Raw genomic sequence first — 22,077 nt, 5'->3', positions numbered from 1 at the left:
CATAATAAACCCGCCAATAGCAGCAAAGGCAATGCCGCCGACTATTTTCTTTGTACCGATACTACTTTGCTGACCGTCGCCCCACCAGTCGTTGACACCCCACAAGACGGTAAGCGATCCTGCCAAGATAATGAATACTCTCAAAAGAGATAAAATCGTCTCACTTTTCATTATTTATTCCTCCTGTAAATCGACTGTGTAATATTGAATGCTTGCGTGCTGCAGATCAAGGCCGCGATGAAACACATAAGCGTTCGCTTCATCGTAATCTGCCAACTGCTTGTAGTTCGGATGTTGCCGGGGATCATATTTTTTACTTTTGAATGGCTGCATCCCACGAATGGAAACGATACAGCTGTCTTTATCGAGTCTGGCCACCTCGGTCTCATCAAGTAGAAATCTGCCGCCCTTCCCCTCCGTAGAATTGTAGCTGTTCTGGCCCATGCTACCGGAAGTGCCTCCGCCGCCATATGATACGGTATCGATCGTGGCCGAACCCAGAAGATCCTTTGAGACATATTTTGTTGTATCTTCTCCCTTGCCGCCGAGGAATACCGTAGTATCACAATTTCCTTCAATTGTGGCCCAGTGATCTTTATACATTGCCTTAGCCTGATTCACATTTTGGAAGAGGAATTCTAGAGAAATCAAATGTTTTCTTAAGACGGCCACCAGAATGTGCAGATTTGGGAAATAGCCAATATTTGCAATCTCATCAAGAATGCACCGTACCGGTATTTTCAGTTGCTTATTCAGTTGCTCCGTTGCTCGTCGGCATAGTGTGTTAAACATGACATCAAGCAGAATGGCCACCAGAAAATTGTAGGTTGGGTCTTTATCGTTAACAATCAGAAAAAGAGCAGTTTTTTCATCACCGATTTGGTCTAAATCCATCTCATCATCTGAAACAAGAGCAGAAACTTCGGGAATATCGAAGCATGCCAAACGCACACCGACGCTGACCAAAATGGATTTTGCGGTTTTACCTGCGGCAAGCTTATATTTTTTATATTGCTTTACCGCAAAGCTGTTAGGATTTTTTTGTTCCAATTCATCGAAGAGGATATCAATGGCAGATCTGTAAGATTCATCCTCTTCTCTGACTTCGGAATGGTTCAAAAGGAATACCACTGAATTCATGTTTTTCTCATGCTCCAGGCATGTTTCCTGAACGAAAGCTATGTGAGCCATAAACCAAAGTTTTTCAGCATTTGTCCAGAATGGATCACGTGGTGAATTGTTTGCTTGGCCACTGGCTCCATTGGTGTTCGCAATAAGCAATTCAACAAACCTTAGAATATCCTCTGTTTTTTGGAAATACTTTGGAGGGTTGAAATGCATGCTGTTGGCCATATCTACAACATTGAACACCTTAACTTTGTAACCGTTTTGTTTCAGCATTTTCCCCTCGTCACGCAAATGTTCACCGCTTGGATCGGTAACGACATAACTGGCGTTCATTTGCATGATGTTGGATTTAGCGTAAAAGCGAGATTTACCGGCACCGGAACCGCCCAAGACAAATACATGACAATTCAGCAGAGTTTTCCGCATATTCATCGATAAAAATTCTGTTGCTGACAATATGATGTTGTTAAAAAAATCTTTATCTATTAGAGGCTTAATGTCGGCTTTAGTACCCCAACGAGCAGAACCATGTTCTTTGTTTGCATACTCGCGCGACTTTTTACCCTTCAACTGAGGGAGAACTACTAAAAAAGAAATCACCGCGGAGATCTCCGCGGTGATTTTCCAGTCGTACATATTCAATTCTTTCAAGACCATATAGGATGATACGAAAAAAATTAAAAAGGCCAAGGTGAAAAGGACAATCAACGGGAGCCATTTTTGTTTTATTGCCTGCATTATCTTGCCACTTCCTTTGCTTTTTCACGAGATTGTGAGCGAGTTTTTTCTTTTTCACGTGCTTTGTTGAATTGAAGCGCCTGTTCACGAGCTTTTTCAAATCGCTCGTTCAGATCGCCGCGATCGGCAGTCTTATCCTTCAAAAAATCTTCGGCAGCCATTTCTACTTTTGAAATATCTCTTGCACGAAAAACAAAAAAATAATGGTTCGGATCGTTCTGCTCTTGAATGAGAGAATATTCCAAACCGTATTTTTTTGCGTATTGATCGAAACCGGCCAGCTGCTCCTTACCGACTTCCATTCCCTGCACCTGAATGTTGCCAGAATCAGAAAGCCGATCCATATTTACCTCGTTGGGCGTAAGATTGTTGATTGCCTTTTCGCTTTTTTTCTTCACAGCCTTTAAAAAAGCCTTGAGTGCCTTTCCAGTAAGCCTGCCGGATGTTCGGAAAGAGTAGACAACCATTTTTTCACTTAATTCATCACCGACCATATTCGTATCCTCCTTTTTTACGATGGACTTTATCAATTACTCGTTTTGCCTGATTGATTTCTTCTAATTTATCTTGGAGATCAAAATATCTACTTCGCAAATCATCAAGCTCCTTTCTGCTTTCTTTCACTGTTTGTTCCAAATCCCATTTTGATTCGGTTGTTACCGGAATTCCGGCCAGCCTTTCTTCCGCATTTAAATATTCATCCAGCTCTTTGCGGTGCGATTGATAGAATCGGTCCTTGAGTAAGGCGTGTTCATACTCCCGTGCTATATCATCGTATTTCTCCAAAATGCTCATAGCAATAAGTAACTGATCAAATTTGTCAATCTCATCCTCTGCCTGCAAGATTCTCTCTTTCGCGGCAGTAGCGGAATCATAAAGAACTTGAATGTTTCTCTGGAGATCAGAGTATTCATGAACGGCGTAATCAGAAATAACGCCAGAGGCTTGGAACATAGCCTGAATATTTCTAAGCTGTTGAGAATAGGACGTGTTTTCAATTGGATTTTCTTCCAGCTGAAACTTCCCAAAAGCGGAAGTGCTTCCGGTTTCTACAAAAGCGATATCGTTTACGATTCGCTTTTTGATATTGGCCTCCTTATATTCCTCACCTAAAGTGTAAACACGAATATTTCGCTGCTGACCATTTGTGCGATTGCGTACCGTAAGATATTTTCCAGAACTTTTCACATAGTAGTCTCGCTCGAGTAATGTAAGAAATTCCTCGTAATCTTTTGCTGCTTGAATGCAGCGGTCGATGTCATTTTTTAGAATTGTTCGGAACGGCGTCACCCTGGAATTTGTATAAGTCCGTTTGCTGCGTGATTGAGAAGGAACCACAACCGATAGACCATAAGCAACGCAAAGATTATCGCTACATTCGGCCAATCGTTTGGGTGTGAACTTTGTTTGATGGAATTTTTTGAAATCATCTCCTACGATATTGAAAATTATGTGATTGTGAATACAGCGCGTATTGACGTGCGTTGCAACAACGTATTGATATTTGTCGCCGAGAAATTGCTCTGCCAATCTGCAGCCAAGTTCGTGAGCAGTTTTCTCATTTACTTCGCCAGGTGCAAATGACTGACGCATGGTCATAAGCAGATAAGACTTTTTTTTGCCCTGATAATCCTGAATTACGCTTCTGCCGGTGATCTGTTCGGCTAGCCGGTGCTGCATAAGGATTTCATAATGAGCACTATCCGGAGAACACTTATATCCAGTCACCCATTTACCGTCGCGAGTTTTTAGCGGATTAGTAATATAGGATATGGAGTCAAATACGGTTTGCAAGGCGGTTCGCCCCGGCCGAACTGCTATGCCTTCGATGTAAGTAGTTGCCATATCTGATCGATGCCCTTCTTGATTTCTTTCAGTTCGGACAATTCAATATCGCCGTGTGTGTTTGCAATTCGAGTCATCTGGTTCAAGTTGTTGCCGATGCGTGATAGTTGATAAACGACATCAGATAGTCCTGCGAAGTCTTGTTTAATTACATAGCCGTCCATAGCCATTTTCCGAAGATATGCTTCTCTATTATTAGAGAAACCGGCATCATCCATCTTCTCTTTGAGAAATTGTAACTCGTCATCCGTAAAGCGAATCATCATTGACCGCTTTCTGACTCGATTTTTTTCCAACTGATGCGCCTCCTGCTTCATCATTTTATTCTAAGGTTAATTATTTAGGGGTTTTAGGGGACACCCTAACGAGCGATTTTGCAAAAACTCCGGAACGGAGTATTTTGCAAAATTGGCATGTGGATAGCCACATGCAGTGCTCGCCCGTAGGAAAACCTTACCTATTTTCGGCTTCGCCGCGAAAGCTTTAGAATGAGATGCCGCAGCGCGGCCTGATTGGTATTTTCAGTTTCGTCGCGCATGGAAGCTTCTAAAGTTTTCAACATTTCCTCATCGCTTAGACTTGAAAGCGATTCGAGAATTGCGAGTTCCTCATCATTGAAATAGATTTTTTCCATCTACCACAACCTCCTGTCGCTGATTGTTTTTTGCGATTCTCTGTTCTGCCAAATGTAATTTTTCATCGAGTCCACATTCTATAAGCGGTTGCGCCTTTTCTTCTTCTTGAGCTAATACATCAATTTTTTCGGAGAGTTGACTGATAATTGTGCTGGCCTGTTGTTGAATGTTTGCAAGAATTTCTTGAAGTTCAGAGGTTTCCATCTCACGGCTCCAGACAGCGACATAATCAAAACTGTAGCTTGATGTATCTACCCCTAAAAAGTCAGAAATGATGAAAGCGACGCTTTCAGCTTCCACCTCTTCCTGTTCTCTGGATTTTTTGGAATCTTCATGGAGCAGTGAATGAGCAATTTCATGAATTAGAGTTTTTATCGTCTGCTCATCACTCATGCCTATCTGAATTGCAATTTTTCTGTTTTCGGAGCTGCAGTATCCTTTTACTGTACCGGGGATTTGTTCAAAGCTGATACTGTAAAGGGATATTTCTTTCAGCATAGAGAAAATTTGATCGAATCGATCTACATCGCCGGTCAACTCGTTACAAAAAGAAGGGAGAGGTTCGCCTTCGGTCTGCGATACATCCCATACATAGGTGATCTTAAATTTCACCAGAGCCTGCTCCGTTTCTCCTCCATCTTCCTCAGGATTTTCACTCTCTGACTGAACCTTTTTCTTGATAAGATACGGCGCAAAGATTGCAATCCCTTTTTGACCTCTTTTAACATAACGATTAAACTTTTTCCAAGATTCAAATCCGGCAACCCTTTTAGCTTCTGGCATTTGTAAATGAATGAGAAGGCTGTTTCGAAACGAATAGGAATGAAATTTTGACATAGTCTGGAGGTACTGCTTGAATCGATCTCCCTGAAAAACTTCTGTCACGCCGTTTAAAAGTTTTTCAGTGATTTCTTGGTATTTCTTATCACTTGCCATCTGAAATTCCTCCATCTTCATCTACAAAATTAGGAAAAGGATCCGGCGGTGCCGCCGAATCCTTTTCCTTCTTTTCTCCCGCAAAGTGGGCATTATCGACCAATATTTCAAAGGCTTTTCTTTTGTTTCCCTCTCGATCGCGATAGCTTCGCGTCTGTATCGATCCTTGAATGGCTATAAGTTGTCCCTTGCGAAAATATTTGCAAATGAATTCTGCTGTAGAGCGCCAGGCAACAAAATCGATAAAGTCAGCCTGAGAATCTTTGCCTGAAAACTTTGGACGATCAACAGCAAGTGAGAAGCTCGTCACAGCCAGATTTTGAGGTGTATGTCGAAGCTCTGGAGTGTCGACTAAGCGCCCCATAAGAACAGCAACGTTTAACATCTTTAAACCTCCTTAAGTTGATCGGCCACCCGAAAAAGCGGATGGCCGAACGATCACTATTTCGGACGATTATAATTTCTGATGGCGTAGACATACTGGTCAGCGATAGTAATGTCATCCAAATCAAGCCACATCATGCTAGGCTGATCATCTTTACTGGTTTCGTGATATTTTCCGGAGCCTGACATACTAAATACTATTTTTGCTACTTTAGAAGTTTTGCCGGCGGTAAGTTTTAGCGTTGATGAATCCCGCTCTTTCTCGGTATCTTTGTAAAGGCTGAAAGACCCTGATGCAAGCACTTGGTTATTTTCGTCATAGACCGTATAAGAGGTACTACGATTCTTTGTATAGCCGTAATAACGCCCCTCATAGGTAATTAATAATAATTGTTCTCCAGCATTAACCGATATAGGGTTATCCAATGTTAGGGTTAGACTTCCTTTGCTTGATTCATACTTATCTCCATAAAAATCAATATAAAGGCCAGCGCTGCCGGAGCGCCATGCTAATGAATCACATTCATTGGTTGCTGTATAGTCAGCCCGCACAAAAGCATTCATTATGAAATTGGCTGTCCAAGTAATAGTTGACGAGTCGACATACTTATCATCAAGCTTAAAACTAAGAGTAGACGTTTCCACTACATCGCCAGCACTGTTTGTCCATTTGACAAACTTGAACTGGGAATCTGGCACGGCCTTAAGCGTAACCGTATCACCAAAATGATATGTTCCGGTACCTGTAATTGTACCGCCAGCATCTTTTTCTGGTGATTTACCGGTAGCCTGTACAGTATAGAGATTACCCTCAAAGTGAGGTGTCCAGATGATCGGGCCGGTCAATATCCAATCGAACGTCTGACGAGTTTCAACGTTGCCTTTATTACTTGTCCAGTTTACAAAATGGTATCCTTTGGCCGGTGTGGCGGAGTAGGTTACAGTTTGACCATAGGTGTATGGAGCAGCGGGAGAAACAGTTGCTGTTCCGCCTGCAGTATCGGTAGGAATCGTTACCTGTGTATTATCATAGGTATCGATTTTAAAGAGTGCAGTCCATTTTGTCGATTTGTTGGGTGAATAGGTATATGTGGCTGTATTAACCACATTGCCGTCATTATCTGTCCAACTGACAAAATGATGACCTGTGATGGGGGTAGCTATCAGGGTTATGGTATTATCCTCGACTACAAGCCCACCGGGAGAAACCGATCCATTTCCAATCGCAGCCGTCGTAATTGTATAGGTATCACGTATTCTTACATCGCAGGTGGCGGTGTGATTACCAACCTTTGCAGTAATTGTTGTGTTGCCGGGTGCAATCGCCAGCAGCATACCTCCATTATCTACGACAGCAACAGTCGGATCACTGGAAGACCAGATAACGGTTTTGTCCTCTGTAGTATCTGGTGGATCATAAATTGCTATAAACTGATGCCCTTGTCCCTTATTAAGCTTAAATGTAGTCTGATCCAATAAAATATTGTGAATTAGGGCCACCACCGTGACGTTGCAAGATGCGGTATGCTCTCCGACCGTGGCTGTGATAATTGCTGCCCCGATTTGAACAGCGGTCACATTACCGTCTGCATCTACAGTGGCCACACTGGGGTTGCTGGAAGTCCAAATCACAGTTTTATCCTCCGTCGTGTCCGGCGGATCATAAGATACGGTTAGCTGATCGGTGGTTCCACGGTCAAGAGTAAGTTCCGATTTAGCTTGTGTGATACCGTGAATCAGAGCCACAACTGTAATGTTGCAAGTTGTGGTATATGTTCCGACTTGGGCGGTGATGGTGGCAGTACCGATTTGAACAGCAGTCACATTACCGGCTACATCAACCGTGGCAACAGTCGGGTCACTGGAGGACCAGGTAACTGTCTTATCATCGGTGGTATCCGGAGGATCAAAAGATACCGCAAGCTGCCCGGTGGTATCTCTGTCAAGGGTAAGCTCAGATTTGTCTAATGTGATGCCATGAATCAGCGCCACAACATTAATATCGCAAGACGCGATATGTTCCCCGACTTTGGCCGTGATGGTTGTCGTGCCTATCTTTACGCCGTTCACCTTGCCGGCTGCATCAACCGTGGCAATGTCGGGATTGCTCGAAACCCAAGTAATCGTTTTATCTTCGGTTGTGTCCAATGGAACGATTGAAGCTGTGAGCTGGCCTTCTGCGCCGCGATCCAGCGTTATTTCCGTCTGGTCAAGAAAAATGCCCTCGATCAGAGCGATTACAGTCACATCACATGTGGCCGTAAACTCACCGCAACGGGCCGTAATTGTCGTCGTCCCGATACTGTAGGCGATAACATTTCCCTGCTGATCAACATCAGCAATTTCCGGAGCGCTGCTGCTCCATGTCACTTCGCGGCCATCAGTGGTATCCACCGGCAAAAAGCTGACGGCGAGTTTGTCTGAACTATTGCGGTTAAGAATAAGAGTGGATTTATCCAGGCTGATGCCGGTCATCGGTGACAAAACCGTGACTTCGCAGCTGGCCGAGGCTCCGACCGCTGAGGCTTTCACAACGGCTTTTCCGACCTTATGAGCTGTCACCAGCCCGTTGTCATCAACACTGATAATATCAGGGGCGGAAGATGTCCAGGTAATTGTTTTATCCTCTGTGGTATCCTCTGGGGTGATCTTAGCTGTAAGCTGCTCCGCCCCGCCCTTGTCGATTGAAAGTTCAGTATGGTTGAGAGTAATGCCGTCCATCAACACCACTACAGTAATTTCGCAAGTTGCTGTCTTTTGACCTGCCGAAGCTGTGATAGTAGTGTTACCGGCCCCAATGCCGGTAACTTTTCCGGCATTGTCTACAGTAGCAACGTCCGGATTGCTTGATGTCCATGTGACTGCTTTGTTTTTAGCATTTTGAGGGGTTACGGTTGCTGTCAGCTGCAAAGTGTTTTTTCTGTTAATCGTTACGTCGCTTTGATCAAGCACGACAGATTTAACAGATACCGAGCCGCCCCCTTCAGAAGGCTTTGGACGATTCCCTGGAATTATTGTGCCGCCTGAACTTGTATTACTATTTGAACTACTTGAATCGGAAGCACTTCCGCTGCTGGCGTCAGAATCAGCAGGGGTAGAAGCTGAACTGTCCGAAGAACTCCCGGTATTCCCAGATGAAGATGGTGTGCTACTCTGAGAATTTAAGGAAGTTCCGGAGCTTCCGGTAAGCTCCGCGACATAAGAATAATCTTTTTCATTGCTCGTATCCCCAATACTCTCAGAAATCGAGTTTTCTTCATTTGCAATATTGGAGGACACCGAAGTTTGCGGATTATAAAGCTGTATACCTGACGGTAGAAATATACCGTTAGTATCAGAATCATGACCTCTAGTAGATGCAGTAGAAGTTGTGTTTTCGGACGAAGAATTGAAGAAAGGTATTGAAATAATTCCTAAAGCACTCAGAGCGGTGCCCCCGCCGAAAATCGTGAACATAAATAACAACAAGCATGTAAGTACGACAGTCGTCGTTTTGCTTCTTTTCATTTTGTCCCTCCTTTAAACAATAAGCACCTGTAAAGCTCGTTTTACAGGTGCTTTAAAATTTAGGTTGATAACCTGCCTTTACCTCAATGGGTATTTCTAAGGGTGGGCTTTGTTGCCAGCCGAATGACATCGGTATGATAACGGTATAGGAAGCGACGCCGGTAAATTGTTCATCGCTTCCACTAGAAGTGAAAGGAGTGTTTGTCATTTTGATTTTCAGATCAGTTATTTTGTATTCATAACCACTGCTATTCGATTTGGTATATTCACCGCCGTTGTACTTGGTTCCCAGCTGATCATTTACAAATCCATAGATGGATTGATCATCAACATTTTCCGACCAGTCAGAACCGGTAAACTGATAGGCTCCGCTATACCCCTCACGCAATCCATTGAACAGTCGATCATAGTTGGACGTGCAGGACTGGGTTACAACTGATTCCATTGCATTACGTGTGCCGTAGGCAATTATTTGTAGACGCAGGTATTCAAATCCTGCGGACGTAGCGATCAGTAAGGAAAAAATAACGGCAGCCGTCAAAAACACAGAACTGCCACTGTGATTTTTAAGAATAATCAAGAGCCTTTTCACTTCCAATAAACCTCCGATCTTCCTGTTTGCCGAGACTGTAAGGTAACTGGAAAAGAGCCCAGGTTGCCGAAACCGAGATCTTTTTGAATCGTACATGTAATAATGATTTCCTCGCCAAGCTGGATTTTACCAGTCTTAGACCAAGAAATTCTCGGCTCCAGACCGGTACGATCATTCAGCTTACTCGCCATTTTCGAGGTTTCTTCCCCAACCTGACCGGATAGCTCGGCGGTGCGCAGCAACTCTGATGCATAGACATCGAGTTGCTGCTTGTCGATGAAGGCTGGAGCTACGGTCAAAAATAGCATAAGAACCATAACGACTAATACCACCATTACAGGAGATTCAAACACAATACTTCCGCGGGAAGAGGTCAGTATGTCTTTTATCTTTTTCATTTTTCACCCTGCCATTTGATGTAATAGATCCATTAAATACATTGCAATGGGAACGACCAGCGTAATAAAGAAACCAGCCAGAACCAGATAGTTGAATACTTTTAAACCATCGGGCCGTTTCATCGCAATCATATTCAGTTGCTGCCGTTCCTGTTTTTTGAAATCATTGGCCAACATAGAGAAGTGCATGGCCCCATTGTCCCCGCGCATTACGGCTAATAGGCCGCGCACGGTTTCACTCATCATGATACTGTTTACTCTTGCTTCCATACGCACCAAAGCCTGTTCAGGAATTCCCGACTGCATATCGGCAATCGTCAACTCTAATTCATTGCGGAATGCTTCTCCTGCGCTGCTTTTATACCCGATCAATATAGCTAAGATATTACGGTTGGAATGCAGCTGTTGTTCGATTGTGGCAACAAACCGTGGCAGTTCACGTTCAATTTGTTCTCTTTTCTCTTTGACCATTTTTTGCGCAGATCCAATGTCTGCAAAAAAGCTGTTCACAGCCCACCAAATAACAACCAGATCCATAACCGGAAGTGTTATGGTAAATGGGAACAGAAGTAACATTTTCAGTAGCAACTTAATAATTGCATTAGCCAAGTATGTTTCTGGCTGCATATTGATTCCGGCATATAGCAGCGAGGCTTCCAAGTTTTTCTTTTGCTGGAGGTTTAGTTTAATATACGGACTGAGTTTGGAGGCTAATGCCAACAATAGAGTGTCGGCTTTCCAAACTTTTGATTTACCGCCTCTGGCAATTTCCATTGCGGCATGTGAGCTTGCCAATGTAGGGATATGCAACAAATCGCATAGTAGAAGGTAAATGCCACTTGATAGAAAACAAAAGCACAAAATATAAATCAGCATATTGTCACCTCCTGTATTCAATGGGTCTGGTGCTGCGTATGACATTTACGAAAGATATCAGCAAAAGGATCACATCAATGGTTATAACGATTTTGCCCGCGACGGTGTTCATCAGCAGTAGATACCACTCTTCATTCAAAATGCGAATGAAAGGAATCTCTAAAACCAAGAACAGAGCCATAATAACGTATACCTTTAGAGGCTGATATAAAAGGATATTAAGCTCACCGGATACCACACGCATATCGGACATCTTGTTGACAATCGGCAATAATGTGGACTTTAGGTTTCTGTCCTTCTGGCACAGCTTCATAGCATCAATCCACTCGTGAAAAACGGGACTGTCAATTCCTCGCTTCATGGTTTCCAACCCTGCCATCAGATCGGAGCTGATGAGATCTGCTTGTACCAAAAATCTTTCAAAGGTTGGTCGGATAATCGGATCCAGATGATCTACGTTTTCACGAACAGCTGTAACAATGGATTCTGTACGTAAATAAGAAGATGTAATTGTTGAAAGGGCTGTTTCCAATGCGGCATTTAACCCCTTTTTCTTACGAATATAAGAAAACGATATCAGAAGGAACGGCATCAATCCTAAACCGCCTGCCAGCACCGGTGCAAGAAAGACGTTGTTCAACGCACTGGAAATTAATAGCCCTAGCGCCGCAAGCCCCATAGAGGCGAGAATTAATTGTGGCCATTTCTGTTTATCATTTTCCTGTGCTAGTATATCTTGAGCTTCCTTCACAATTCTTTTGATTCCTCGAAGTTTAACTGGCTTTTTGCTAAGAGCGACACTTTTTTTAAGTTTTGTCTTTCGCTGAGCCGCAAAAGTATTTACTTGATCCACCAAATCCAAAGGCGATAACTGGAGAAGTAAAAAAGCACCTACAATTAACAGCAAAAAAGCTAAGGTGAATAAGAAGGTCAAGTATGTTCACCTCCACCAATGAAATTTTGCAGAAGGGCCTCGGGAATCCCATTGTCCCGAAGTGTCTGCTGCAACTTGGTTGAGATAACACCTACACGCTCAAATTTTCCGGTAATAACAGTTTTGCCTTTTACAATATCATTGTGGAGTGTGTGGTATTGATACAGCCGGTTTAATTTTCGGGTGCCATCGCTATCTATAGAGCATTCGCAAATCTCGGTTATCCTTCTAACGTTATCCTCCATCTTTTTGATGAAAAAGGTGATTGGAAATGCGTCAACAACAAAACGAGATAACAGTTTATCGCTAAGATTTCCTTTTAAGCTGCACAGATCAAGAATACGGTCGTATATTTTTTCGCAGCTGATAGCGTGTACTGTAGAAATGACAGCATGACCGGTGCGGGCAGCTTCCTGTGTTTCATAGGCTTCCGATCCTTTCATTTCGGCTAAGCAGAAGTAGTCTGGATTAAATGTAAGCCCTTGCTCGAGCAGCATCTGCTGTGTGATGCTAAGAGCAGGATCGTCGGAATAACGGGTGCAGGTGTGAATCACATTATTTATCACATTGCCGTCATCATCCTTTTTGGGCAAGTCAAACTCTCTTGTACCGTTTTCTACAGTGTAGAGTCGCTTGTCGTTCGGAATTGTAGACATGATCCAGCTCATGATGGTGGTTTTTCCTGTGCCTGTTGGTCCGGCCAAGCACATGGAAATACCATATCGATACAGAATGCTGAGAAAATCCAGCATTTCTTCCGTGGCCGTACCAAAGCGGACGAAATCTTCTTTACCTAACTTCTGAGGATTAATGAATCGGATGGATGCTGTTACGCCAACGTCTTCATCGATTACTCCAAAGCCGTTTACAGTAATACGAATTTTCTTATTCAGATGTCCTCGAACGCAAGGCGTCTTGTCATCTAAAACGATTCTCGATCTGCTCAATAATCGACGAACAGTATTTAGAGCATGATTAGGCGAATAAAATCTTCCTACTGCCGGTTCCACCCGTCCATCGCTGAAAGTGACCTTGATGTCATTCCATGAGTTGATATTAATTTCTTCTACATCTTTAATTCGAAAATCCAGATATTGAGAGAGAAAAGAAAATCCGGTCATTTCATCAATCAACTTGTTTACCAGGTCATCAAAGCTGTATCCTTCTACTTCATACCCTTGTTCTGTTAAGTACTGTTGGGTATATGCTATCAGCTGATTTTTGCTTTTTTCTGCATCGCCCGCCAGCAGTTCCTTATATTTCTGAAACATAAAATTTTGGGTATGATTAAAGACTTCTGCAAAACTGAGTCGTTTTTGTTGGGTTTGAAATAGGTTTCTACTCATTTCTGAAAGACCTCCTTAATCAAATCTTCCATAGCTGATTGAAAAACTTTTCCCTCTTTGCCATAAACCGCATCAAGCAATTTCTTTTCTTCGGTCTGTTGGGTAATGGCGGGGCAGTGAGGGAAGATGTAGTTTGCACCTCCCAAGGCTTCCCGGAAGGAATAGGTATCCTGTTTGGGGAATACATCATTCAAAATTTGCAAATGCTTCTTGTATTGATACCTGGCCCCCTGCAGCAACCTCTTTTGTGATTCGTTGTACACAGCACTTTTCAGTGTAGCTGTGGAAACCTGTAACACCTGGTCGGCAATCTCCAGCGCGGTGGCTGTCAGTATTTCGCTGGTGTGGTGTGAACAATCTACCAGAATATAATCAATGTCAGGAATTTTGAGGCAAAGGCGATAAAGCGATCTGACCTCCGGATCAAGATATTCATGATAGGTAATCAGGTTATCTCCCAGCTTATATCCCATGATACTAAGATAGCCGCTGTTGCCGTAGATGTGGCAATGCTTCAACAGATCGGTTACGGTTGGCTCCGGCAAAGATAATACATCTCCTAGTGTAGAAATGCTTTCTTCGATCGGGAGCAATAGCGGTAAGATCGGAGTTTCATTATCACAATGGATCACCAAGACATTCTTTTTCAGTGCAGCCAGCTCTTTTGCAATTTTTATGGTCAAAGTGGTTTTGCCACTGGCTACACTTCCCCAAATTGCAATCAAACGATTATCCGGCATTACTTGCTGTACCTCCATTCAAATATTTGCTCTGCAATTCAAGAAACTTCTGAGCGTTCTGCTCGAAGCCGCGATAAACTAAAGCAGCATGCAGTTTCCCTTGGTTCTCATATTCCACAAGCTTTAGTTCCTGCTCCGGCGTCACTATTACCGTTAGAGTGGACGGCATATCGTCTGAACTGGTATCTTTTTGGTCGGCAGATCTGTCCACACCTGTGTTGTTAGTGGCTGCAATCAGTCGAACATATCGTAGTTCCTCCGGCATCAGAGTTTGTTTTAAGTCGCCGTAGTCAGCAACAGAAAGAGAGATAATATCTCCGGCCCGCAGCTTACCGGACATACCTGACGCAAAACTTTTGATGGAAATTGATACAGCCACCTGTTTTCCATCAAGCTGCGATAAATAAGCATTAGGGGACTCAGTTGCAATTTTAGTATCCAAAATGCTGTCACCGGGCATTAATGTGGCTAAAGCATATTTTCCAATTACCTCATTCGGGTCAGTCACGGTATTGCCCGGCAGGTTATATCCCCCCACTTTTACGATTTCTACCATGTCTTTTGTGATCAGCGTGTTTTCTTCGATTTGACTTTTTACCCGGACAATCTCGATCTGTTTACTTTTAATGTTGCTGAATGCAGGAGCGACAACAAAAGATAGGATTAATGCCAGTACGATGCAGAGACCGCCCAGCACCTTTCTGTCTTTAAAAAATTTTTTCATTTTAGCCTCCGATCATGTTAAATGCGAAAAAGCACCCTACACTAAGGCAGGGTGCAAGCGCATAAACTTTATTTTTTTGATTTAGATATGTTGGTAGATGTACGATGAGGAATAAGAGCAGACCTATAAGCGCTGCGAGTATTGCACCGTATATGCCCAATACAAAACCGCAAGCTGCCATCAGCTTTATATCCCCGCCTTCAATACCGTTTTTGAAATAAGCCATCGTTAAAAACAAGGCAGAAGGGAAAAACAGCCCTACAACTGAGTTCCATGTTACACCGATAAAACCGGAGCAGATAACTGGAATCAATAAAATATCAGGGATAATTTGAAGCTTGAAGTCAGAAAAGCTGATTATCAGCAGACTAATGATAAAAAGAATACCTTTGAACAGTATCCAAGTTTCTGACTGCATCTTCAAAAGAATACCCATGCAGAGGAATAAGAGAACAAAAAGAAGAATGCGTTCTGCGGCTCTGGATTCCCTTAGTATCTTAATTACCTGTGTCATTTGACTGCGAACATTTCAGCGATTTTCGCCTTGATACCAGGAATAATTGTTTCGGAAAAGATGCCGGTGTATGCATTCAAAATAATCATAGCCAATACAATGGCGATGATTGCTGCACCAGCAATTTCGATTGCGGATGCACCCTTTTCGCTTTTTAATAGTCCAACTGTTTTACGGAATGCCAAATTGATTTTGTTTTTCATTTCCATTCTCCTTTAAAGTTTTTTAGAAGTAGATTTCCGGAAGCTCATCCTACGGCGGTTCATAGGTGCAAAATCCGTCATAGACACAGCGCTTGTCCAGATATAAGTTGATCGGCGTACCATCTGTACTCATCAGGCGCACGATTAGGAGCGTGTCATCCGGTGTTACATAGCCGGTCATGCGCTGGCTGCATTGAGCTAGAGATAATAACCGGTCTGCGGTTATAACAATGTTTTTGGTTTCCGTGTGGATTCCTCCTTTCTGTGTAACAAAAAAAGACACCTGATTGAAAACAAATCAGATGTCTTTTATTTCCTCTTGAATATTTCGAACACACGTTCCATAATATATAGAACAAGTGTTTGGTGGTGACGAGATGGAACGAACAATTTTACACTCTGACTGCAATAGTTTTTATGCCAGCGTCGAGTGTCTACACCGGCCGGAAATCAGAGATAGGCCGGTAGCGGTAGGTGGTGATGTGGAGCAGCGGCACGGAATAATCTTGGCCAAAAATGACCACGCAAAGCGATATGGCATTAAAACAGGCGAGGCCCTTTGGCAGGCTCGGCAGAAGTGTCCAGATTTAGTGATTGTCCCGCCACGCTTTGAGGATTACAAACGCTTTTCGCGCCTTTGTCATCAAATTTATCTTGATTACTCAGATCGGGTAGAGCCGTATGGCTTGGATGAATGCTGGATCGAGGTTACTGCTAAAGGTGTGAATGGTGTGCAGCTCGCGCAGGAGATCCGTTGCCGGATCAAGGAGGAGCTGGGGATCACCGTGAGCATCGGAGTATCTTACAATAAGATTTTTGCAAAGTTGGGATCAGACTACAAAAAGCCTGACGCAGTAACGGAGATTCGGCGGGATAATTTTAAAGAGCTTGTCTGGCCGCTGCCGGTTGGCGATTTGCTTTACGTTGGCCGAGCCACGCAACGAAAATTAGAATCTTATTGCAAGCACACAATAGGCGACTTGGCCGGTACTCCTGAAAAAACTCTCAAAGGTTGGTTCGGAAAATGGGGCAGTGTACTACACGCTTTTGCAAATGGGTTTGATAGTACACCGGTTGCTCGCTATGAAGATCATGAAGATGTTAAAAGTATAGGGAACAGTACCACCACACCCCGGGACCTGGAAAACAAAGAGGACGTCAAAATTATAATGTACGTGCTTGCTGACAGTGTGGCCCGTCGATTACGGGAACAGGGTTTTAAAGGGCGGACTGTTAGCATCGCCGTCCGTGACAATCAGCTGTCCAGCTTTACGAGACAACATACGTTGAGCCGTTACACCAACATCACCGCCGAAATTGCACAAATAGGAATGGATTTATTTGAACGGCATTATTACTGGCAAAAGCCTATACGCAGCCTGGGCATCAGTATCTCCGATTTGGTCAGTGATTCGGCTCCGCTGCAGCTTGATTTATTCGGTTCGGGGCAGGAGCAGCTACGCAGGGAGCGACTGGATACTACCGTGGATGGGCTGAAAAGGCGCTTTGGAACCAATGCTGTGCGGCCGGCAGTCCTTTTGCAAGATCCGGAGCTGTCCGGATGTGATCCCAAGCGTGATCACACGATTCACCCGGTCGGATATTTCTAGGAGCAAGAGGTGGAACCCATGAAAAAATATGTTGATATGATAGTCCGGTACACCGAGGAGGGTCAAATTATTCCTTTGGCCATTCGCTGGTCGCCGGAGCTGCTATATGAGATTGATAAAGTATTGGACGTGCGTCAAGCGGCATCACTCAAGGCAGGTGGCACAGGCATCCGTTATCTCTGTCGAATTAAAGGTAGAGAGCGATATATCTGGTTAGAAGAAGATAAGTGGTTTGTTGATGCAAAAGAGGACAGAATATAACGAGAGGTGATTTTTATGTGCGGCCGATACGTCCTTTTTTCCGATCCTGAAATAAAAGAGATACGGGAAATTATCGAGGAAGTACAGAGAAAAAATCAAGATATAAAGATAGGTGAGATAGGCCCAACAAATAGCGCACCGGTGCTCATTCAGAAGGACAATAGACTTGTGGCAGAAGCTATCAAATGGGGCTTTCCAAAGTTTAATGGAGGTGTCCACATAAATGCCCGCGGGGAAACGGCAGCGGAGCTTCGGACATTCCGAAAAAGCTTAGAAGTAAGACGGTGCATTATACCTTCATGTGGGTTTTACGAATGGACGCATAAAAAACCGAAAATCAAGTATCAGTTTAATTTACCAAACGAGGGTGCGCTGTACATGGCCGGTCTTTACAACGACTTTGATGGTGAACGTCGGTTTGTGATTTTAACAGCAGAAGCAAATGAATCCATTGTGAAAATCCATCCCCGGATGCCGGTGGTTTTGAAGCATCCGGAAATGGATCAATGGATCGGGAGCTATCAGGGGGCCTTGGATATCTTACAATCCAGTAGACCGAAGCTGATAAAACAACTGGCATGATATTCATCCCGCTTCCAGTGCCGATTGGTAGGCGTTCAGGATCACCGACTGTAAATATCCTCTAATTTGAGGATTTAGCGGTGCAATGTTTTGGTAGCCAAATTTGTTTCGTTTTTTGTTGTTGGGAAATTCGACACACATACCATTTTCGGCCTGTATGATTTTGATTTCGTTGATTGCCAGCTCGTCATCCAAGACGATGCTGGCAATTCCTTTTAGACGAGGCATTCCGCATACCGGTTCAATTTTAACGTGGGTAATTTTCACTGGTAGATCTCCTTTCAAATTCGGAAGCGCTTCCGGTTATTCGAGTTCGCCCTGCTGTTGGATTTCTTTACGGCTTTTCCTGTCCAGTAACTCGTTAGTGCGTATCATCTGGCGAATATAGGCGTCAACCTGAGAATAAGTGAATGTATAGCGCTGTGTGTTGTCTTTTGCGAAATACTCGACTTCAAACGATGTGGATCGCGCGGAAGCAAACCCTGCGATATCGCCAGGGAATATTACGGTTCCGGAAGAGAGGCCGTAATCTGGTTTTAATATGTCCCTGATTGCTTCCTGTACTGTGGGAATCTGCGATTTATAATACTGAAATAGCTTTTTGCAGTCATAACGCTTTTTAATAGCGAATTTCACTTTCTCGTCCCAAAAAGCAGCGTCAAAATCGGAAGTGCTTCCGGTTTCGGTATCAGCTTCCTGACCATACCCCCCATTTTGGGGGTGGTGGTCAATTACTGTCCTTGATTCAAAATCGGAAGCGCTTCCGCTTTCGGGTCTGCTAACATCTGTTTGCTTGATAGCATCTGAAAGTTCATCAGCGCTCAATTCTGACATCCGAATATAGGAAGGTTCAAACTTCATTGATGGGGATAGAGATTCGTCTTCTGCTTCTGGCGCAAAAGCGGAAGTACTTCCGGTTTTCATTGCCGGTTCTTCTTTCGGCGGAGCAGAGGGCATTGTCATCTGATATGCCTTATCAATACTGAGTTCACCGTCTATAACCCGCTGCTGATCTTCCGGCGACAGATATTCCACGATCTTTTTATATTTTCGAGCCTGCCGGGTGCTGACCTTGAGTGTTTCCGCAATCCCCTGCTGGATGGCGCCGGTAAATTCTCCGCTTTCTTTCATCTGCATCAGTAACTGTTCTGTCTGCTGATAAAATTGCAGCTTTTGAGCGGTGGTGTATTCCCGCACATCCAGATTGACCGCATGGAGCATCAGCTTCGCCTGATTATCACTGATGTTGTCGTATACCATGCAAGACACGGTCGGCCAGTTCAAATTTTCTTTGATTGCACTGAGCCGATGCTCCCCGGAGATCAGCCAGTATTCTGTGTCCGACTTTTTGTTGACGATCAGTGGATTCAGCAATCCATTGGCTTGTAAACTCATGGCGAGCTCATACCGGCTCTGCTGCGTGTCGTTCACGGCGTATGGATTGTCATATCCCACTTTGATGTACTCGGTGGGGATCAGCTCATGTTTTGCCACGCTTTTCAGACTCTGTGTGATACCCTTCACTTTATTCAAACCGGCAGAAATATTGCCAATGTTAATTTTTCCCATAGTAGCTCCCTCAATCCTCTCTAAAATGATTTCTCTTTCCTGCCCGGGGGAAACATCCTTCCGGCTGCAATCCGAAAGAAAGAAACGATCAAATAGCGCCTGCTTTGCAGAAATGCCCTTTTTGTTTTGATCCGGGTAAATTGGTAAGCGATAAAGGCCGTCAGTGCCGTACTGTACACCGCGCTCTCCGGGTTTTCCTCTATCAGTTGAAATACCGTCCGTCTGCTGTATGAAGGACTGTATCTCCTGCAGAAAGGGAAAATCCAGTGAGTAAACGCTACCGACTGTTTTGCTTCCCAGAGACAGATCCGCATAGGTATCGTAATTCAAACGCTGACTGGTACGGCATTCCCACGCACGAACTGTTTCGCTCCAGGAATTACTTTTATTATCCCAGCAGTTATCTACTACCGGAAGCGCGTAAGGGCAGCCGTGGCATTCATGCTGCGGGCCATACTCTTTCAGGCGGTAGCCGGTAGTTCCGGAATCACCGCTTTTCTGAAAGGTGCGGCCGCATTTGCAATAATACTTTGCCATAACCTTACCTCAACTGCAGCTTTGCCAAGATTTCTTCGGTAAGAGCCTTGTAATCTTGGCAGCCGTTGCTTTTCGGTTCATATACGTTGATGGGCTGATGGGCGTTGATCGCTTCGGAAAGCTTTGTGTTTTTACGGATTGAGGTTGTAAAGCAGGGGAAAATATCCTGCGACTGCAGGGCTGTTTTATAGGCTATCTTGTTGGCCGTGCGTTCGTCTATCGTAATCAGCACACCCAGGACAGCCAAAGAGGGATTTACATACTTCACAATATCGACAATGAAGGTGGACATGCACAGCAGACCCTGCACTGCATAGTCATCGGGGATGGTGGGGAGTATCACATAATCGGCAAAGGCCAGAGCGTTTGTTTTGATACGCTCCCCGGAGGGAGGGCAATCCATGAAGATAAAATCAAAATCCTCTTCCATGTCGGCAAGAGCATTTTTAAGAAAGAAATCCTGCCCCCGCGTTTTGGCCATCAGGAAGGTTTCAATCTCTTTAAAAGCAAAGTTTGATGGAATCATTTGCAGCCCGAAGAATCCGCAGTCTCTGACAGCGTCCTTTGCCGCAACGCGCCCCTGCATCACGTCGTTGATACTAGGAACGGAATCATCATAAAGAGCGTAATAACTGGTAGCGTAGCTCTGAGGGTCTAGATCAATCAGCAGTACCCGGTAACCCTGCTCCGCGAGGATTGCAGACACGTTGACTGCTGTGGTGGTTTTGGCGACGCCGCCCTTTTCGTAAGTAATAGCGATTTTGATGCTCATAATTGTACTTCCTTTCATACTTGTAAAATAAAAAACACAGGGCTTTTAGCTCTGCGTTAATTTAAGGATTTTGGTTTCTGAACTCTTCAATTGCTGATTGCATACTCTCATAGGCTTTCTGCTGTTCAGCGTTCATCGTGATACTTCCTCCAATTTTTGCACCGGACTGCAAGTCGGTTCGGCGTTCAGTAAAGTATCCATCTCTGCAATCACCTTTAGCAGTGCAGAACGATTCTGTAAGTCATCGGTATTCCGGACATCTTCCCGTAAACGTTGAAGTGTTTCCAGAAGTGGTTGAGAGTCATTAAAACGACGAAAAATCACGCTGCCATCATCTGTAAAAATTTCGAGCGGATCACCCTCGCGGATACCATATGTTCGACAAATTTCTTTTGGGATAACCACCCTCCCAAAGCCGTCGATGCGTCTTACCATCCCTGTTGCTTTCATAGAAGTTCAATCCTTCTTTCTGTTTTATGATCTAAAAGAAAACACCGCCGCTGCCCAGATACGGTTCCAGATAGCTACGGTGTTCTGCCATGTGGTTGATGATCCAGTCAGCAATACGCCATTTTGATCCGGGGTACTTTATGACTGAGCGAATTTGCTGCATAGTTTATACCTCCTAAATCACCATTTTACTAAGTTCCTGCTCCCGTAGGTAATTTATAAAGCAACTGCGATAGTAAGCTGTAATGTTTTTTACGCCTTTGAGGGACTTTCCTCGCATATGCTCCATAAACTCGCGAACCGTGCAGCTATCGACCTTGGCTATGTAAGGGGCCAGGACTTCTCTGCTGTGTGGCACACCATTCACCTTAGTTTCATGAGATGCCCTAATTTCCACCATGCAATCAACCAAGGCACTGATGGTCAGCAGGTCATCCGGAAACTCCTCTGCAAAATAATTGTATTCGATCTGTTCTTTGATCCGGTTGGACAAAAAATCAGTCAGTCTTTCATTGTAAGAAGGACTGACTGATTCAATATTATCAAAAGGAGTATTATCAGACGTAGTATTATCTTTACCGCCCCCCTTTTGGATAGGGTCCGAAAAGCATAGGGTGCTTTGAGCACCGCATCCGAAATGGGGGGTATGGTCATCCGGTGTTTTCTGACCACTACCCCCATTTTGGGGTGTATGGTCAATTTCTTCCGTGATGCTGATGATCTCACCATTCTTGTTGAGGTTAATCGTGGCCGAGGTGGTCAGATCCGGTTCTTCCAGCAGATCATATTCATAAAT

26 protein-coding genes and 1 pseudogene are annotated in these 22,077 nt (G+C 44.0%); 3 read left to right on the top strand and 24 right to left on the bottom strand.

All coding sequences use genetic code 11. The features are described 5' to 3' along the window. Positions 1-174: 174 nt before the first annotated feature. From TY09_RS15080 to TY09_RS18950, 18 genes are all read right to left on the bottom strand, one after another. Positions 175-1,866, bottom strand: coding sequence for a VirD4-like conjugal transfer protein, CD1115 family (locus tag TY09_RS15080; RefSeq protein WP_052335721.1), 1,692 nt, complete (start codon positions 1,864-1,866; stop codon positions 175-177). After that, positions 1,866-2,360, bottom strand: a complete 495-nt coding sequence (locus TY09_RS15075; protein WP_042436131.1) for a DUF3801 domain-containing protein — start codon at positions 2,358-2,360, stop codon at positions 1,866-1,868. Before TY09_RS15075 ends, TY09_RS15080 begins: the two co-directional genes overlap by 1 nt. Beyond that, positions 2,350-3,711, bottom strand: coding sequence for a relaxase/mobilization nuclease domain-containing protein (locus tag TY09_RS17755; protein ID WP_052335719.1), 1,362 nt, complete (start codon positions 3,709-3,711; stop codon positions 2,350-2,352). The genes TY09_RS15075 and TY09_RS17755 overlap by 11 nt, the downstream gene beginning before the upstream one ends. Next, positions 3,684-4,007, bottom strand: coding sequence for a MobC family plasmid mobilization relaxosome protein (locus tag TY09_RS15065; RefSeq protein ID WP_052335718.1), 324 nt, complete (start codon positions 4,005-4,007; stop codon positions 3,684-3,686). The genes TY09_RS17755 and TY09_RS15065 overlap by 28 nt, the downstream gene beginning before the upstream one ends. Before the next feature lie 161 nt (positions 4,008-4,168). Beyond that, on the bottom strand, positions 4,169-4,345 hold the full coding sequence (locus TY09_RS18410) for a hypothetical protein (protein WP_157037056.1): 177 nt from the start codon (positions 4,343-4,345) through the stop codon (positions 4,169-4,171). After that, a complete protein-coding gene (locus TY09_RS15060) occupies positions 4,323-5,282 on the bottom strand; it encodes an ArdC family protein (protein ID WP_052335716.1) in 960 nt (319 codons plus the stop codon). Before TY09_RS15060 ends, TY09_RS18410 begins: the two co-directional genes overlap by 23 nt. Then, entirely contained in the window at positions 5,272-5,667 is a 396-nt protein-coding gene (locus tag TY09_RS15055; protein WP_042436127.1) for a single-stranded DNA-binding protein, read from the bottom strand. Before TY09_RS15055 ends, TY09_RS15060 begins: the two co-directional genes overlap by 11 nt. Before the next feature lie 56 nt (positions 5,668-5,723). Then, entirely contained in the window at positions 5,724-9,173 is a 3,450-nt protein-coding gene (locus TY09_RS17750) for an Ig-like domain-containing protein (RefSeq protein WP_081759679.1), read from the bottom strand. A gap of 52 nt (positions 9,174-9,225) precedes the next feature. Continuing rightward, a complete protein-coding gene (locus TY09_RS15040) occupies positions 9,226-9,765 on the bottom strand; it encodes a hypothetical protein (RefSeq protein ID WP_052335712.1) in 540 nt (179 codons plus the stop codon). Then, complete coding sequence (locus TY09_RS15035) at positions 9,762-10,163, bottom strand: DUF4320 family protein (RefSeq protein ID WP_042436123.1); 402 nt, start codon at positions 10,161-10,163, stop codon at positions 9,762-9,764. The genes TY09_RS15040 and TY09_RS15035 overlap by 4 nt, the downstream gene beginning before the upstream one ends. 3 nt (positions 10,164-10,166) lie before the next feature. Next, the gene (locus TY09_RS15030) at positions 10,167-11,039 is read right to left on the bottom strand and encodes a hypothetical protein (RefSeq protein WP_042436121.1); all 873 of its coding nucleotides are present in this window, start codon (positions 11,037-11,039) and stop codon (positions 10,167-10,169) included. A 4-nt stretch (positions 11,040-11,043) separates the two neighbouring features. Then, complete coding sequence (locus TY09_RS15025; RefSeq protein ID WP_042436119.1) at positions 11,044-11,973, bottom strand: type II secretion system F family protein; 930 nt, start codon at positions 11,971-11,973, stop codon at positions 11,044-11,046. After that, positions 11,970-13,319, bottom strand: coding sequence for an ATPase, T2SS/T4P/T4SS family (locus TY09_RS15020; protein ID WP_042436117.1), 1,350 nt, complete (start codon positions 13,317-13,319; stop codon positions 11,970-11,972). The genes TY09_RS15025 and TY09_RS15020 overlap by 4 nt, the downstream gene beginning before the upstream one ends. After that, complete coding sequence (locus TY09_RS15015; RefSeq protein WP_042436114.1) at positions 13,316-14,059, bottom strand: ParA family protein; 744 nt, start codon at positions 14,057-14,059, stop codon at positions 13,316-13,318. Before TY09_RS15015 ends, TY09_RS15020 begins: the two co-directional genes overlap by 4 nt. Beyond that, positions 14,049-14,783 (bottom strand): Flp pilus assembly protein CpaB, encoded by a 735-nt coding sequence (cpaB, locus tag TY09_RS15010; protein ID WP_042436111.1) that lies wholly within the window; start codon positions 14,781-14,783, stop codon positions 14,049-14,051. Before cpaB ends, TY09_RS15015 begins: the two co-directional genes overlap by 11 nt. Position 14,784: 1 nt before the next feature. Further along, complete coding sequence (locus tag TY09_RS15005; protein ID WP_052335709.1) at positions 14,785-15,297, bottom strand: prepilin peptidase; 513 nt, start codon at positions 15,295-15,297, stop codon at positions 14,785-14,787. Continuing rightward, entirely contained in the window at positions 15,294-15,500 is a 207-nt protein-coding gene (locus tag TY09_RS15000; RefSeq protein ID WP_042436108.1) for a DUF6133 family protein, read from the bottom strand. The genes TY09_RS15005 and TY09_RS15000 overlap by 4 nt, the downstream gene beginning before the upstream one ends. Before the next feature lie 49 nt (positions 15,501-15,549). After that, positions 15,550-15,681 carry a hypothetical protein gene (locus tag TY09_RS18950; protein WP_276325303.1) on the bottom strand — a complete coding sequence of 44 codons (132 nt, stop codon included), beginning with the start codon at positions 15,679-15,681 and terminating at the stop codon, positions 15,550-15,552. Between the two features lie 196 nt (positions 15,682-15,877). On the opposite strand from TY09_RS18950, the gene dinB reads away from it, so the two are divergent. From dinB to TY09_RS14985, 3 genes are read left to right on the top strand one after another with little or no spacing between them, the layout of a single operon-like run. Beyond that, the gene (gene dinB, locus TY09_RS14995; protein ID WP_042436106.1) at positions 15,878-17,110 is read left to right on the top strand and encodes a DNA polymerase IV; all 1,233 of its coding nucleotides are present in this window, start codon (positions 15,878-15,880) and stop codon (positions 17,108-17,110) included. Positions 17,111-17,128: 18 nt separating this feature from the next. Beyond that, a complete protein-coding gene (locus TY09_RS14990; protein WP_042436104.1) occupies positions 17,129-17,371 on the top strand; it encodes a hypothetical protein in 243 nt (80 codons plus the stop codon). A 15-nt stretch (positions 17,372-17,386) separates the two neighbouring features. Next, the gene (locus TY09_RS14985; RefSeq protein WP_042436101.1) at positions 17,387-17,953 is read left to right on the top strand and encodes an SOS response-associated peptidase family protein; all 567 of its coding nucleotides are present in this window, start codon (positions 17,387-17,389) and stop codon (positions 17,951-17,953) included. A gap of 3 nt (positions 17,954-17,956) precedes the next feature. On the opposite strand, the gene TY09_RS14980 is transcribed toward TY09_RS14985, so the two are convergent. The 6 genes and pseudogenes from TY09_RS14980 to TY09_RS18665 all read right to left on the bottom strand — a co-directional run. Beyond that, a complete protein-coding gene (locus TY09_RS14980; protein WP_042436098.1) occupies positions 17,957-18,220 on the bottom strand; it encodes a SpoVG family protein in 264 nt (87 codons plus the stop codon). A 36-nt stretch (positions 18,221-18,256) separates the two neighbouring features. After that, positions 18,257-19,852, bottom strand: a complete 1,596-nt coding sequence (locus tag TY09_RS14975) for a ParB/RepB/Spo0J family partition protein (RefSeq protein ID WP_187119619.1) — start codon at positions 19,850-19,852, stop codon at positions 18,257-18,259. Positions 19,853-20,063: 211 nt separating this feature from the next. Further along, positions 20,064-20,831, bottom strand: coding sequence for a ParA family protein (locus TY09_RS14970; protein WP_042436092.1), 768 nt, complete (start codon positions 20,829-20,831; stop codon positions 20,064-20,066). Positions 20,832-21,148: 317 nt separating this feature from the next. Next, positions 21,149-21,281, bottom strand: a pseudogene (locus TY09_RS18885) (AbrB/MazE/SpoVT family DNA-binding domain-containing protein); the annotation flags it as partial. Between the two features lie 31 nt (positions 21,282-21,312). After that, a complete protein-coding gene (locus tag TY09_RS18405) occupies positions 21,313-21,444 on the bottom strand; it encodes a DNA adenine methylase (protein WP_326520120.1) in 132 nt (43 codons plus the stop codon). A gap of 12 nt (positions 21,445-21,456) precedes the next feature. Beyond that, the coding region (locus TY09_RS18665) for a DUF6017 domain-containing protein (protein ID WP_042436090.1) at positions 21,457-22,077 on the bottom strand (621 nt) is incomplete at its 5' end.

The organism is Faecalispora jeddahensis (genome assembly GCF_000577335.1).
GTDB lineage: Bacteria > Bacillota > Clostridia > Oscillospirales > Acutalibacteraceae > Faecalispora > Faecalispora jeddahensis.
Note: the sequence above shows the minus strand (reverse complement) of the source record. Positions and strands in the feature narration are given on the sequence as shown.